This window comes from Angustibacter aerolatus (genome assembly GCF_054776675.1).
In genome coordinates this window covers 31,062-45,336 of record NZ_BAAHBM010000003.1, presented here as the reverse complement: position 1 = coordinate 45,336, position 14,275 = coordinate 31,062, and the positions used below count along the sequence as shown (strand labels likewise).

The following is a 14,275-nucleotide window of genomic DNA, read 5'->3' as shown; positions in this document are numbered from 1 at the left end:
TCCGCTGCGGGTCAGGCGCCGACGTAGGTCGCGAGGTGCTGGCCGGTGAGGGTCGAGCGGTCGGCGACCAGGTCGGCGGGGGTGCCCTCGAAGACGACGCGGCCGCCGTCGTGCCCGGCGCCGGGGCCGAGGTCGATGACCCAGTCGGCGTGCGCCATCACCGCCTGGTGGTGCTCGATGACGATCACCGACGCGCCGCCGTCGACCAGGCGGTCGAGCAGGCCGAGCAGCTGCTCGACGTCGGCGAGGTGCAGTCCGGCGGTCGGCTCGTCGAGCACGTAGACGCTGCCCCTGCCGGCCATGTGCGTCGCCAGCTTCAGCCGCTGCCGCTCGCCACCGGACAGCGTGGTGAGCGGCTGGCCGAGCGCCAGGTAGCCGAGGCCGACGTCGGCGAGCCGGGTGAGGACGGCGTGCGCGGCGGGAGTGCGCGCCTCGCCGTCCGCGAAGAACGCCTCCGCCTCGGTGACCGACATCGCCAGCACCTCGCTGATGTCGCGGCCGCCGAGGTGGTGCTCGAGCACCGACGCCTCGAACCGCTTGCCGCCGCACTCCTCGCACGTGGTGGCCACCCCGGCCATCATCGCCAGGTCGGTGTAGACGACGCCGGCACCGTTGCAGGTGGGGCAGGCTCCGGCCGAGTTCGGGCTGAACAGCGCGGGTTTCACGCCGTTCGCCTTCGCGAAGGCCTTGCGGATCGGCTCCAGCAGGCCGGTGTAGGTGGCGGGGTTGCTGCGCCGCGAGCCGCGGATCGCGCTCTGGTCGACCGACACCACGCCGTCGCCGCCGGAGACGGAGCCGTGGATGAGCGAGCTCTTGCCCGACCCGGCCACGCCGGTGACGACGCACAGCACGCCGAGCGGCACGTCGACGTCGACGTCCTGCAGGTTGTGGGCGGTGGCGCCGCGGATCTCCAGGGACCCGCTCGGGGTGCGCACCTCCGGCTTGAGCGTGGCCCGGTCGTCGAGGTGCCGACCGGTGACGGTGCCGCTGGTGCGCAGCCCGTCGACGGAGCCCTCGTAGCAGACCGTGCCGCCGGCGGAGCCTGCTCCGGGGCCGAGGTCGACGACGTGGTCGGCGATCGCCATCACCTCGGGCTTGTGCTCGACGACGAGCACCGTGTTCCCCTTGTCGCGCAGGCGGAGCAGCAGCTCGTTCATCCGCTGCACGTCGTGCGGGTGCAGGCCCGTCGTCGGCTCGTCGAACACGTAGGTGACGTCGGTCAACGACGAGCCGAGGTGCCGGATCATCTTGACCCGCTGGGCCTCGCCGCCGCTCAGCGTGCCGGCCGGTCGCTCGAGCGCGAGGTAGCCGAGCCCGATGTCGACGAACGAGTCGAGCGTCTGCAGCAGCGAGGTGAGCAGCGGTGCCACCGACGGCTCGTCGAGGCCGCGCACCCACCGTGCCAGGTCGCTGATCTGCATGGCGCACGCCTCGGCGATGTTGAGGCCGTCGACGCGGGACGAGCGAGCTGCCTCGCTGAGCCGCGTGCCGTCGCAGTCCGGGCAGGTCGTGAACGTCACCGCCCGCTCGACGAACGTGCGGATGTGCGGCTGCAGCGACTCGACGTCCTTCGACAGCATCGACTTCTGCAGCTTGGGGATGAGCCCCTCGTAGGTGAGGTTGATGTTGTCGACCTTGATCTTGGTCGGCTCCTTGTGCAGCAGGTCGTCGAGCTCGCGCTTCGTGTAGTCGCGGATCGGCTTGTCGGGGTCGAGGAACCCGGAGCCGGTGAAGATGCGGCCGTACCAGCCGTCCACGCTGTAGCCGGGCACCGTGATCGCGCCCTCGGCCAGCGACTTCGAGTCGTCGAACAGCTGGGTCAGGTCGATGTCGTTCACCGCGCCGCGCCCCTCGCAGCGCGGGCACATGCCGCCGAGCACCTCGAAGCTGCGGCGCTCCTTGGTGGTGCGGCCGCCGCGCTCGACGGTGACGGCGCCGGCCCCGCTGATCGACGCCACGTTGAACGAGAAGGCCTGCGGCGAGCCGATCTGCGGCTGGCCGAGCCGGCTGAACAGGATGCGCAGCATCGCGTTGGCGTCGGTCGCGGTGCCGACGGTCGATCGGGGGTCGGCACCCATCCGTTGCTGGTCGACGATGATCGCGGTGGTCAACCCGTCGAGGACGTCGACGTCCGGCCGAGCGAGCGTCTGCATGAAGCCCTGCAGGAACGCGCTGTAGGTCTCGTTGATCAGGCGCTGCGACTCGGCCGCGATGGTGCCGAACACCAGCGAGCTCTTGCCCGAGCCCGACACCCCCGTGAACACCGTCAGCCGGCGCTTCGGCAGCTCGACGCTCACGTCGCGCAGGTTGTGCTGGCGCGCGCCGTGCACGCGGATCAGATCGTGCGTGTCGGCGGCGTGCGGTGCGCTCATGGCCCACACCGTAGGCGAGTCGCGGCGCCCGGCACTTCTTCGTTCCTGCTCGGGCGGGCACGACGACGGCCCCGCCACCCGGTGAGGGGTGGCGGGGCCGTCAGCTCGGCGCCCGAGAGCGCCTGGGGGACTAGCTGATCACTCGCGGCCGCGGTTCGTGGTGGCCTCGGTGTCGGAGTCCAGGTCGATGTGCTCCTGGCTGACATCCTCGGTCACGGTGCGCTGCTCGGTGACCTCCTCGGTGCCGAGGCGCACGCGCTCGACCGGCACGGTCTCCTTGTTCACGGTGACCCGCTCCTCGGTCAGCGTGACCTCGTGCTCCTCCTCCGACAGCTCGGGGCCGGCGGTCGCGTTCCCGCGGTTGGCGTCGGTGATCGGCTCGCGCTCGAGCCGCACCTCCTCGCGGGTGACCGGCACGGTGACGGTCTGCTGCTCGGTGGTGACGTACTTGCGCAGGCGGGCCTTGCCGGCGGCGACGCGCTCGGTGCCCACGTTGAGGTGCTGCTCGCTGCGGGTCATCGCGTCGTCGGTCGTGGGGCCGGAGGTGTCGTGACCCTCGGTGCCGTGCTCGTTGCGGTCGTCGAGGCCCTGGCCCTGACCGGCGGCGTAGCCGTTGCCGGCCGCGTAGCCCTCGCCGCCGACGTTCGCGTCACCGGAGACACCGGCGGTCGAGTCGAAGGCGTCGCTCATGCCGTAGTAGGTGTAGAGCTCGCGCTCCTCCTCCGGCGACAGGTGACCGTCGGCCGCCACGTTCGGGGCGTCCTTGATCTTGTCCTTGGTGAACGGCACGTCGATGCGCGCGTCGCCGCCGTCGTCCTGGAGGTTCGCCTCGCGCAGCGGCACGAAGGACTCGTTGGTGCCGAAGAGGCCGGTGTTGACGGTGGCCCAGGCCACGTCACCGGTCTGGTCGTCGAGGTAGATGTCGCCGGCCTTGCCGATCTTGTCGCCCGTCGAGGAGTAGACGGTGGCGCCCTTGAGTCGGTCGGCCTGCTCGTGGTTGATCATGCGCGCTCCTGTGGTCTCGGTGTCGTCGCGGCGTGGTGCGCCGCATGTGGCCGTGGTCCGACCGTGCCTTGCCTTACAGCAGAAGGCGATAGAGGCCAGACTGCCCCCGTCCGTGGCATGCGCAACTTGAACCGGTGGCCCGTTTCGCCCGACCTGTCGCAGACCGGCCGCGCTGCGGCGGTGTCGGACGGGATGCGCACCCGAGGGTGCACAATGGACGTCGGAGGGGAGCCACGTGGCAGCAGCACCGAGCACGGCGTCGAGCAGGGGGTCCCTCGACCGCGCGCTGATCGTGCGCACGGCGGTCGAGTACGTCGACGCGCACGGGGTGGCCGATCTGTCGATGCGCCGGCTCGGCCAGCAGCTCGGCGTCGAGGCCATGTCGCTGTACCGCTACGTCGCCGGCCGCGAGGACCTGCTCGACGCCGTCGTCACCGAGGTCATGACCGCCGTCGACCTCGACCCGCACGAGCGGCTCGGCCCGGCCGACGGCTGGCAGGCGTTCCTGCAGCGCATGGCGCACCAGGTGCGCGACGTCGCGCTCGCGCACCCCAAGGTCTTCCCCCTGGTGGCGACCCGCAGCCCCGACGCGCCCTGGCTGCGCCCGCCGCTGCGCACGCTGTCGACCGTCGAGACGTTCCTCGAGGCGCTGATCAGCCGCGGCGTCGACGACGCGACGGCGGTGCGCATGTACCGCACGTTCTCCAGCTTCCTGCTCGGTCACCTGCTGCTCGCCGTCTCGGCGGTCGGCGCATCGACCGCGCCGGCCGAGGAGCCGCTCATCGAGCGGACGGCGGAGGCCGTCACCGACGACCACGGCGACCCGCTGCCCGACGCGCCCCCGCCCGAGGAGCGGCTGCCCGGGTTGCCCAACCTGCAGCGCCTCGAGCCGATGCTCGCCGAGGACCGCACCGCCGAGGAGTTCGAGGAGTCGCTCGACGCGCTGCTGCAGCGCCTCGAGCTGCTGGTGCCCTAGGGCCTCATGCCGGCGGGATGCCGCCCTGCTCGTTCACCAGGCGCGCCAGCTCGGCGAGCTTGACGTTGCGGTCCTGCGACGTCGACGACAGGAGCTCCCACGCCTGCTCGCTCGTCAGCTGCTGCATCGCCATGAGGATGCCGATGGCCTGCCCGATCTCACCGCGCGACTCCAGCGCGCGCTCCAGGTTCGCGACCTTGCCCTCGAGGTCGAGGATGCGCTGCTCCCGGTCGGGGGTCTGCCCGTCCGCCACCGTCTGCTCCGCCATGCCGTCCCGTCGTCCGCACCCGCGACGCCGTGACCGGCGCTCGAAGGAGGATACGACGACAGCCTTACCGTGTAAACGCAGCAGCTGGAGGGGCTACCGGCGGGCCACCAGCTCGGGGCCGAGCAGCTGCTCGGCGATCGCCAGGATCTCCGCGTCGGGCACCTCGCGCTCGCGCAGCTGCGCCAGCGCCGCGGCGTACACCTGCGACGGCGCCTGCAGCTCGAGGGGGATGCCGTCGGGGTCGCGGAAGTTCAGGTGGTGACCCAGCGGCGTGTCCTGCACCGGGGTGAAGGTCACGCCGGCCGCCTTCAGGCGCTCCTGCCAGGCCACCAGCGCGTCCCGGCTGTCCGCCGTCAGGCCGATGTGGTCCATGCCGGTGTTGGTCTCGCTGAAGGGCCGGCCGGTCCCCTCGGGGTGCCGCACGATCGAGATCGTGAACCCGCTCGGGTTGTGCATGAGCACCCGAGCCGGCCCGCTGTCGAGCACCGCCAGGAACCCCAGCACCTCGGTGTAGAACCGTTCGCTCGCATCGAGGTCGGTGACGCTCAGCGAGAAGTGGTTGACGCCTGCGAATGTCGGCACGATCGGCCTCCTGCACGTCGGTGACGGGTGCTCGTCATCGTGCTCCGGCCGGACGCCGCACCGCCAGGAACTCGGCGCAGACGCCCTCAGCGCCGGTCCGTCGACGACACGCGTCGCACCTCGTCGACGACGTCGTCGAACAGCTCGGGCGGGACGGCGTGGCCCATGCCCGGGTGCAGCACGAACCTGGCCCCGGGGATGCGCGCGGCCGTGTCGCGCCCGCCCTGCCAGCGGATCAGCGGGTCGTCGCGGCCGGCGATCACCACGGTCGGCGCGGTGATGCCCTCGAGGCGGGGGTAGTCGTGGGCGCGGCCGGCCGCGAGCTGGCGCTGGGTGGTCGACGGGTCGCGCGGGCTGCGACGGTGGCTGGTGCGCGCCGCCTCCCGGGCCCAGGCCTCGGGGAACGGGTAGCCGGGGGAGGCGATGGCCCGGTAGATGGCGACCAGCGCCTCGACCTGCTCGTCGTCCGAGGGGCCGGGCCGGATGCCGCCCAGCGTGCGGAACACCCCGGGTCTGATGTACCGCAGCGTGCGCAACGGTCCCGAGTCGACCGGCAGGCCCGCGACGCTGATCAGCGAGCGCACCCGCTGCGGCTCCTCCATCGCGAGGGCCTGCGCGAGCCCCGCGCCCATCGACCCGCCCATGACGTGCGCGCTGCTCCAGCCGACGGCGTCCACGACCGCGAGCGCGTCGTCCAGCATGTCGCGTGCCGTGTACGTCGGCGGAACCCTGCCGAGCAGGGCCTTCCACGGGTTCGGACGCCGCACCGGGTCGAAGTGCGTCGACAGCCCGGTGTCGCGGTTGTCGAACCGGACGACGGCGAACCCCGCACGTACCAACCGGTCGACCAGCTCGTCGGGCCACCAGACCATCTGGAAGTCGAGGCCCATCACCAGCAGCAGGGGCTCGCCGGCTGACAGGTCACCGAAGGCCTCGTAGGCGATCCGCACGTCGCCGTTCTCCGCGTACCGCACGTCGTCGTCCGGCATCGGGCGCCCCTCTCGTCAGCAACTGCGAACGACGTTAGCAGTTATAGTGACGTCGTGGCCAGGGACGAGCGAGCAGCAGGACGACGCGGGCCCGCGCCGGCCCTGTCGGTGACAGCCGTCGCCGCAGCCGCGGTCGAGCTGGCCGACGCCGGCGGGCTCGTCGCCGTGACCATGCGCTCGCTCGCGACGGCGCTGGGTGTCAGCGCCCCCGGCCTCTACCGCTACGTCACCTCGCGCGACGACCTGATCGGCCACGCCGTCGACCAGGTGTCGACCGAGCTGCAGCACCCGGAGCCCAGCGGCGACTGGTTGCACGACCTCGTCGACGTCGCCCGCCAGCAGCGCGCCCTGTTCGCCGCGCACCCCTGGCTGATCGAGGCCGAGCGCTCGCTGCGGGTGCTCGGACCGCACGTGCTCGACCACCTCGACTGGGGCCTCGCCGTCCTGACCGACCTCGACGTGCCCGCGAGCCGCAAGATGGAGGCCATCGCCCTCGCCAACGGCGTCGCCGCCCTCTTCGCCACGAACGGCAGCTCGCTCGGGCCGGAGGCCTTCGCGCAGCTGGGTCCTGCGCGGCACGTTCACCTCACGGCACTCTTCGCCGCGGCTGCCCCCGCCCCGCCGTCCGACGACCTGTTCGAGCGCGTGCTCAGCGGCGTCCTGCGCGGGGTGCTCGGGCCGGCCTGAGCGCCGCTCGTCGGTGGGCCCCGTGGGGATCGAACCCACAACCCGCGGAGTTGGTTCGCCCCCGCACGGAGGCGTCTCGGAGGGGCGTTCTGAGCACGAATTGACCCTGGTCGCCTGCGGTCCTCGGGGGCCGCCCTGGCTGCACGTGTCCTGCCACGTGTCCTGCTGGCAGCCCAGACGAAGCAGCCCTGACCGGTGCACCAACACCGGCCAGGGCCTCGACCGAACCCCTTGGCGAGAAGGAGCACGATCGTGCCCGAGAGCATGCAGTACCCGGACCGCCGGCTCGACGCCGGCCCCGTCCCGCACCTCCTGCGCGTCACCCAGCGCGGCGCCGACCTGGTACTGGACCGCTGGCTGGCGGCCTGGCAGTCGTCGACCGTCGCTCGGCCAAGTGGCCACCGCCCCTGGTGCGTCCGGACGGCACACGCTGCCGGCGACGCGCGCTGCGTCGGTGAGGCGCTGGAGCCGGCGGGCGAGCTCGGGCTGTGGCTGGTTGACCGCACCGCCGGCCCACGCCTCGCGGTCGACACGACTGGCTGCGACCTCTCGCTGTGGGAGGCGCGCGGGTTGGCAAGCTCGGCGTTGACGCTGCTCGCGTGTGCCGTGGCGGCTGGTGAGCGGATCGCAGCATGACGCGGGGGAGGTGCAGCACAGCTGAGCCGATGAACGGACAGCGGAGCACAAGAGCGCATCGGAGCGGCGGGTCAAGGGGGGGCGAAGCCATCGCGTAGCGACGCCGCAGGCGCCCTTGATGCGGTGTGGAGAGGCGCGGATGCTCGGCGGGCCGGTCGGCGGCGGAAGAACACTGACACGCACCGGTGCCTAGGGTCGCGTCTTGAGCGAGTGCGTGGTTCCAGGGCGCCCGGCCCGGTCCGAGGGGAATGGCGAAGGTGACGGTCGAGTACCCGGAGATGCGACTGGAGGTCATCTCCGCTCTCAGATCGCTCGCTGACCCAGCACACCAACGGAGCCGCTGGGGTGTGTGGGAAGAGGGCGTCAGCTACTACGACGACTTGGACCTCTGCGTGCATGTCCTCTACGACGACTGCGAGGTGCTTCCTGATCCCAGGCGGGCCCTTGGTGCGGTCCTTCGGCCGGCGGACGTTCCGTCTTTGCAGGCTCTCTATGTGGTGCTCGATCCTCTGCTCACCAGGCTCGGAGATCGACCGGACGCCGACTACATGGCGGAACCTGCGTGGCCCGCGGTCGTTCAGGCGGCGCAGCTGGCCCTGCGCGAGCTCGAGGAGTCCGACGCTCAGGCGGGGGCGGGCTCGCTCGGTCGTGAAGACGGCACGCAGGGGAGCTGACGGCGCCTCGCGGCACAGTCTGTTGCGAGGCCGGCACGGCGGGCAACGTTGGGCGGTGCCAGGTGGGACGGTCGTCCGCGCTGGGCGTGGCGCCTCAGGCGGGTCTTCTCTCGGGGAGGCCCGCCGTTTTGCGTGGCGGACCGGGCGTGGGGGCGGGGTGGGTGCGCGTAGGCGCGAAGCGCCGGAGCGCGGGCCCCGCCTCGACCCCACGTCAGGGCCGCTGCGCCGGCGAAGCCGGCGCCTTGAGCCAGTAGAGAAAGTTCTCCCGGCCGCTCTGTGCGTGTCCGAGAGGGCGGTGGAGCGGGGGGGATCATTTCTTGACCCTCTGGCGGGCGACTCACTGTTGTCTTGTTGATTGGTGTTTCGTCACGCGAACGGGCATCTGCGACCGGCCCATCAGCCTGCAGCGGTCACAACTGCTCTCGGGCTTGTTACCGCCCTTGCGAAGGTACGTGGCTATCAGTCCGGAGGTTCGATCACGGAGTCAACCCACTCCGGATCGTCGTTGAACAACAGGCCTTGGACCTCGCCAACAATCTCAGTACCGGCGAATTGACGGCTTACCTCGTCTGCGGGCGCGTCACCCACTCTTATGCTCGCGAGCACGTGCACCTTACCGTCGGCGACCCAGGCGTCGTAACTACCGCCGGCGGGCAGAGGCTCGAGTAGGCGGTCCGTGTCTGTCGCTCGATACACGTAGATGGCCCACTGCTCATCACTTTCGTTCTCAGGTATCGCCCAAGCGGCGGACCATACATATGACGAATCGTTGATTCCGTCATAGTGCGACTTCAGTTCTATGGCGTGAGTCGAGATGGTCACGCCTAGACCATCGGCACTAGCTGGCCGGCCTTGAGGGTAGGGCGTGCGTCGCTGGGCACGGCTGACGCCGAAGGTCACCCGTTGCCCGGCTCCGCGCACCATCGGTCAAGTCCATTACGCCGTCTGACCGGACCTCCTGTGCCAAGGTTGCACGGTGCCCGACTTCAACCTGCAGTTCAATCCAGCGACATCGCTCGATGAAGCGTCCTCACGCATGTTTGCGCTGACCGCCTCCAGCGATCCGGGAACTCGCGGTCCCCGGCGCTCACTGCATGCCCTAGCGCGAGCGCTTAAAGTCGAAGTCGACTCCAACGCCGTCGTTGCTGTGGTCGGTGGGCAGATCGCCGCGGCCCTCGGCGTCGACTGGCGTTTGGGGCGGGAGTATGTCGGGTACCGCGTGACGCTGCGGGGCATGAATGCTCTTCTTCATGGCGCGTCGGTAAACTTCGCTCAGCTCTCTACCTCGCGAGAGGTAACCACTAACGAGGCGCTCAAGCAGGCGGCTATCGCCATGCCATGGTTCCGTGCTGCAGAACGCAAACAGGAAGCGGTTGACCGTCTCACCGCCCTCTCGGGCGTGCCCCAGTACAAACTGGGGAATGGCGGAAAGGAGTACGCGCAAACCTTCCTGGACATCGCCCGGCGCTTCGCGCCTCACCTACTTGACCAGAAGCGCACCAAGCACGAGTGGGCTGCCACACTAGCTCAAGAATTTGAGGTTCCGTGGAGTCCTGCTGCAGTGTCCACGGAGGGAACGGTCACCAAGGAGGGTCTCAACCTCATCTTGGCTGGTGTGGAGCGTCGCGCTCACGTGACGTCGGCTGGTTGGGCGTCGGCAGCCGAGGAAGGCGCCGCGCTGGTCCGCGCTCTTGGCCAAGAACTCTCGGACCGCTGGGACGGCCGCGAAAGCGTTACCTGGATGCGCGAGAACGGGTCCAGGCAATGGCGGCAAACCGAGTGGTTTGGCTGGTATTTTGAGGAAAAAGTCCGCGCCATCCTGAATGATAGGTGGCCAACGCCCCCTGTCGGCGGGCCGCGCGTCAAGTATGGATCGACGTTTTTCGACTACGCGTCACCGACGCGCGTATGGGACGCAAAAGCCCATACGGCTCAGCAAGTATCCGTTCCCCCGGACGGGAGGGCGCCGCGGAACGGGAGCAAGTTCGCGTGGCTAAATGACTCTGAGGCCGTCCGCGCGTGCGTTGCGGACCAGGGGCTTGGCTTTATAATAATTGATGGCCTCGCTGGCATGGACCAGACCGGAGCTTTCCAGGCTTGGCACACACAATACGGGCTGTCCGCAGGTGAGCCTCTTAGTGGTTATGCCGCCTCAACCGGCAGACCGCGGGTCCGCAAGACCTGGTGGGCCCCGACCGTTTTACGCTGCATCTGGGTTGAGAACACGCCATCGCTGGACGCGGCGATAATTGCGGGTTGGATCAGGGTGAAGCCTCAGCCCAACTGGGGCGCGGAGGGGCGCCCTCGTAAGCCGAAGTTCGAGGGACAGCCCTCAGGGGCCGGTGATTGGATCGTCGCCACTCACGCTTGGTGAAGCGGGTCGTTCGCTGAGTCGGCTCATTGAGTTGGCGCTTCCGCCTCTGCCGAACGGCGGCCCTCAGAGGATATTCTCGAGGACAAGAACCGGACGGGAATGAACGCCCCATTTCAGTTCCCACCCATTCGTAGCGTTTTGATTGAGCGCCACAGAAACCATGGAGCTGTTCGTGCCCCAAGGTGCGTTCTGGCTCGTGCCGGACGTCATGGTTCCCAAGGACCAAACGACGACCATGTCGTACGAATTCATCGGGTGTTGATGCCTGAAGAGGTTTGCAAGTTGAGTTTCGATCTCCACCAGCAACACAGTTCCCGCAGCGTCTTCAACCAAAACGTCGGTCGATGCGTTGATGTACTGGCCGAATTTGTCAATTGGGTCCAACTCGGCCTTCCAATGCCCAGACTGAACCATCATCGCTAAGAGGTGAGAGACGTCGGCTTCTTTGCGCGGCTGCTTGACGAAGGCTAGCGAGGCGGCACTCTTGGCGATCTTCACGTTGGGGCTTGTGACGTAGGCAGACTTTAGGCTGGCCGCCTCATTTGTCTTCTTGATGGACTCGATACCAGCCTCCTCCGCCCTCTTCATGGCATTGTATGGGTTCGTTCGCGCTTGAATGTCTGGCCAGACGTTCGCCTGAAAATCATCCCAGATCCAGGCGATTTCATCGGATTCTTCATTCGTGATTACGTTCCGGTCGGCGTTCAGTTGGAACGACTGACAGTTCAGGAAGACCTTGTATTCGTAGTAGAACTCGCCCCCCAGCAGCTCCCGCGACAGCGGTGTGTCGTTGCGTAGCGGGATGAAGTCCTTACAGAGGTGCACCCCCATCTGAGACTTTTGAGTCCAGCCCTGCTTCAGCTCGTGCTTGAGCATCTCCGCCCGCACGTTTTCGCCGGCGATTACGGCCGTACCGTCGTAGTGGACAGTAACTTGGTTGCCCCCAATAGTGATGGTTCTGCTTCTATTGAAGTCAAGCACGTCACAGAACCTTTTCGAGTTCTGCTGGACTCCCTCCGGCGACATAGGGCCGTTGGTGGGATTAATCGAGATGCTAGGTACTTGGTAGACACCCGGCTCAGGCCCGAGGGTCACAGTTCCATTTCCTGTTGCGACCTCCACGGTTACGAGAGGAATGACTCCTACGTTCGCCACGTTCTTGATGACATGAGTCTGCTGACCATGCCGGTTCTTCACCGTCCCGGTCGCACACATGCTGCGGAGATAGTGCATTACGCGGTCGGCGATGATTTTCGCATCTGCGGTCTTGCGGCCGTTGAAGCTGGCAAAATGAACGCCAGCCAACGTGATGCGCGTGCCGGCTGACGTTAGACCGGGAGTATGACCTGCCGGGTCCTGTTCTACGGTGTATTTCGGCATCTTCAATTTGGCCAGCGAGGCCATAGGGTCCTGCATTCGACCCACGAGGAGAACGCCAGGGTTCGTATATCGCCGAGACTCAACCACGACCTCCTTTGCGACGAAGGTGGTTTTGGAGCCGAGACCTTTTTCGCCGATCGCAGTTTGTGCGAAGTCCTTGACCGAGTCTCCAGCGTTGAAGAACGCACGCATGTGCTTGTCCTCCATGCCGTTGCCGTCATCTTGGATGACCACATTCCACATCTCGCCACCAGCGTTGTTCAACTGAACGTCGATGTGTTTAGCGTCGGCATCCACGCTGTTCGACACAGCCTCACGGAGCAGCTCAATTGACTGACTAGTGTTTAGTACCGCCTGGCGGAGAAGCGACTCCTGAGACACATGTGAGGTGTGCGACGCCATCGAAGGCTCCGGGACTAGTAGGGCTGGGCTGGAGTGAGCAACAGTAAAGGCAAGCAGGGGTCCCGGGGACTCTCGAGCCTTGATCACATGGGCGATGCAGTTGTCCGTCGACGGCGAGCATCAGGGCGGCTAGACCTCAGACGGATGGACGTCTGCACAGCTCATCCTGCGAACTGGTCTCACTAGCCGGCCCGCCCTCCTGGCTTGTCGTACTCGACCACTATGACCTGCGGCTCGACGGCGGGGCATGGATCCAGAGCCACACCCGGCTTGACCTGCGCAGTTGCCATGAGAGGAATGGCGTGGCAAGCTCATACGCATGTTCGAGCTGAGCGTGCGGTCGGCGGGATGACACAAGAGCAGGCTTTTCGTTACGCTGACCTGTTCGCGGGGATCGGCGGCTTCGCCGCGGCCCTCACCGCGTTCGGTGGGAAGCACGCGTACGCAGTCGAGATCGACCCGGCGGCAGCGCGGGTGTACGCCGCGAACTGGCGCCACAACCCCTTGGGTGACATCACTCGGGACGCGACCGATGCGGTAATGACTGTGCCTGAGCACGATGTTCTTGCCGGCGGGTTCCCCTGCCAGCCGTTCTCCAAGAGCGGCGCGCAGAAGGGTATGGACGAGGTTCGCGGCACCCTGTTCTTTAACATCATGGAGATTGTCCGCCGCCAGCCAGGGCGGGAGCAGCCGGTCCTTGTGGTGCTGGAGAACGTTCGGAACCTCGTCGGGCCTCGCCACACCCATGAGTGGGCCGTGATCATTGACCTGCTTCGCGCTGAGGGGTATCAGGTCTCCGAGGTCCCGGCAGTTTTCTCGCCCCACCAGATTGACCCCACCTACGGCGGCACCCCTCAGGTTCGGGAGCGCGTGTTCATCACCGCCACCCTTGTGCCGGAGGGTCAGGTAGCCGACCCGATGGTCCCGCCGGTCGCGCTCTTGCCGCAGGTACGGATGCAGCGAGAGTGGGACCTGGCAGCGGACCTTCCCCTTGACGCCGATCATGAGGTGCCTGGCACTGCCCTCAGTGGCGCTGAGCAAATGTGGATCGACCATTGGGATGAATGGGTTCAGGTCATGCGGGAGGTTCGTGCCGAGGACGCCGACGCGGCGGGAGAACGCGCACGCCGTCTGCCTGGGTTCCCAATCTGGGCGAACGTCTGGGTCAAGAGCAACCGGGAGCGTCACGCGCTGGAGTACCTCGGCGGGGTTCAGGTCCCGGCGTGGAAGCGTGTGTTCCTGGAGAAGAACTGGGCCCTGTACGACCGGTTGCGTCGGAGCGACAACCCCGAGCGGGCCGAGTGGCTCGACGGTTGGCTAGAGATCACTCGTACCTTCCCTGAGTCTCGCCAGAAGCTCGAGTGGCAGGCACAAGACGCGGATTCTCTGACGCAGTGCGTGATCTCGCTACGCCCGTCCGGTTTGCGGGCTAAGCGGATGACGCATCTCCCGGCACTGGTCGCGATCACCCAGACCCCGATCCTGGGTCCCCGCGAACGGCGCCTCTCCACTCGAGAGGCTGCGCGTCTGCAAGGGCTGCCGGACGAGTTCGAGTTCGGCGGGCAGCGAGACGCCGCGACCTTCAAGCAGCTCGGCAACGGGGTGAATGTGGGCGTTGTCTGGAATGTCTTGAAGGCTCACGTTGAGCGAGACAAGGACCTGCTGCTCGCTACCGATCGCGGCCGGGCGATCTACGAGGCCATCGCCAGTGCTCCGCCTGCTCCTGCCGCGCGGATTCGCGAGGCTCTGATGCTGGCAGGTCATGGGGCCGGGACTACGGACACCATGATGCAAGGCGCCTCGAGTGCCTGAACTGGGTGCAGGCGGTCCTCAGCAGCCAGTTGCTAAGCTCGGGACGTGGCTCTCGCTGACCTGACCGACCCGCAGGCCGTCCTCGCGGCAGCGCGGGAATTCGACCAGCGTGGCCGGG

The 14,275-nt window shown here is 67.7% G+C and carries 13 protein-coding genes; 6 read left to right on the top strand and 7 right to left on the bottom strand.

The window, feature by feature from the left end; translation table 11 throughout:
- Nucleotides 1-11: 11 nt before the first annotated feature.
- Complete coding sequence (locus ACYVI6_RS01525; RefSeq protein ID WP_460444677.1) at nt 12-2,372, bottom strand: ATP-binding cassette domain-containing protein; 2,361 nt, start codon at nt 2,370-2,372, stop codon at nt 12-14.
- A gap of 138 nt (nt 2,373-2,510) precedes the next feature.
- On the bottom strand, nt 2,511-3,377 hold the full coding sequence (locus ACYVI6_RS01520) for a DUF2382 domain-containing protein (RefSeq protein ID WP_460444676.1): 867 nt from the start codon (nt 3,375-3,377) through the stop codon (nt 2,511-2,513).
- A 235-nt stretch (nt 3,378-3,612) separates the two neighbouring features.
- On the opposite strand from ACYVI6_RS01520, the gene ACYVI6_RS01515 reads away from it, so the two are divergent.
- Nucleotides 3,613-4,353 carry a TetR/AcrR family transcriptional regulator gene (locus tag ACYVI6_RS01515; protein WP_460444675.1) on the top strand — a complete coding sequence of 247 codons (741 nt, stop codon included), beginning with the start codon at nt 3,613-3,615 and terminating at the stop codon, nt 4,351-4,353.
- A 4-nt stretch (nt 4,354-4,357) separates the two neighbouring features.
- Here ACYVI6_RS01515 and ACYVI6_RS01510 read toward each other — a convergent pair whose 3' ends face one another.
- The 3 genes from ACYVI6_RS01510 to ACYVI6_RS01500 form a co-directional block, all read right to left on the bottom strand.
- Complete coding sequence (locus ACYVI6_RS01510; RefSeq protein WP_460444674.1) at nt 4,358-4,621, bottom strand: ANTAR domain-containing protein; 264 nt, start codon at nt 4,619-4,621, stop codon at nt 4,358-4,360.
- A gap of 93 nt (nt 4,622-4,714) precedes the next feature.
- Nucleotides 4,715-5,203 (bottom strand): VOC family protein, encoded by a 489-nt coding sequence (locus ACYVI6_RS01505; protein WP_460444673.1) that lies wholly within the window; start codon nt 5,201-5,203, stop codon nt 4,715-4,717.
- Nucleotides 5,204-5,289: 86 nt separating this feature from the next.
- Nucleotides 5,290-6,192, bottom strand: coding sequence for an alpha/beta fold hydrolase (locus ACYVI6_RS01500; RefSeq protein ID WP_460444672.1), 903 nt, complete (start codon nt 6,190-6,192; stop codon nt 5,290-5,292).
- 54 nt (nt 6,193-6,246) lie between these two features.
- On the opposite strand from ACYVI6_RS01500, the gene ACYVI6_RS01495 reads away from it, so the two are divergent.
- The 3 genes from ACYVI6_RS01495 (at nt 6,247) to ACYVI6_RS01485 (ending at nt 8,189) form a co-directional block, all read left to right on the top strand.
- A complete protein-coding gene (locus tag ACYVI6_RS01495) occupies nt 6,247-6,879 on the top strand; it encodes a TetR/AcrR family transcriptional regulator (protein WP_460444671.1) in 633 nt (210 codons plus the stop codon).
- 252 nt (nt 6,880-7,131) lie between these two features.
- Nucleotides 7,132-7,515, top strand: a complete 384-nt coding sequence (locus ACYVI6_RS01490; protein WP_460444670.1) for a hypothetical protein — start codon at nt 7,132-7,134, stop codon at nt 7,513-7,515.
- Between the two features lie 257 nt (nt 7,516-7,772).
- The gene (locus ACYVI6_RS01485) at nt 7,773-8,189 is read left to right on the top strand and encodes an SCO4402 family protein (protein WP_460444669.1); all 417 of its coding nucleotides are present in this window, start codon (nt 7,773-7,775) and stop codon (nt 8,187-8,189) included.
- Between the two features lie 459 nt (nt 8,190-8,648).
- Here the strand turns inward: ACYVI6_RS01485 and ACYVI6_RS01480 are convergent, their stop codons facing one another.
- Complete coding sequence (locus tag ACYVI6_RS01480) at nt 8,649-9,011, bottom strand: hypothetical protein (protein WP_284289289.1); 363 nt, start codon at nt 9,009-9,011, stop codon at nt 8,649-8,651.
- Nucleotides 9,012-9,165: 154 nt separating this feature from the next.
- On the opposite strand from ACYVI6_RS01480, the gene ACYVI6_RS01475 reads away from it, so the two are divergent.
- On the top strand, nt 9,166-10,563 hold the full coding sequence (locus ACYVI6_RS01475; protein WP_460444668.1) for a hypothetical protein: 1,398 nt from the start codon (nt 9,166-9,168) through the stop codon (nt 10,561-10,563).
- Between the two features lie 63 nt (nt 10,564-10,626).
- On the opposite strand, the gene ACYVI6_RS01470 is transcribed toward ACYVI6_RS01475, so the two are convergent.
- On the bottom strand, nt 10,627-12,345 hold the full coding sequence (locus tag ACYVI6_RS01470; RefSeq protein WP_460444667.1) for an ATP-binding protein: 1,719 nt from the start codon (nt 12,343-12,345) through the stop codon (nt 10,627-10,629).
- A gap of 348 nt (nt 12,346-12,693) precedes the next feature.
- Between ACYVI6_RS01470 and dcm the strand changes: the two genes are divergently transcribed.
- Complete coding sequence (gene dcm, locus ACYVI6_RS01465; protein WP_460444666.1) at nt 12,694-14,157, top strand: DNA (cytosine-5-)-methyltransferase; 1,464 nt, start codon at nt 12,694-12,696, stop codon at nt 14,155-14,157.
- Nucleotides 14,158-14,275 lie beyond the last annotated feature (118 nt).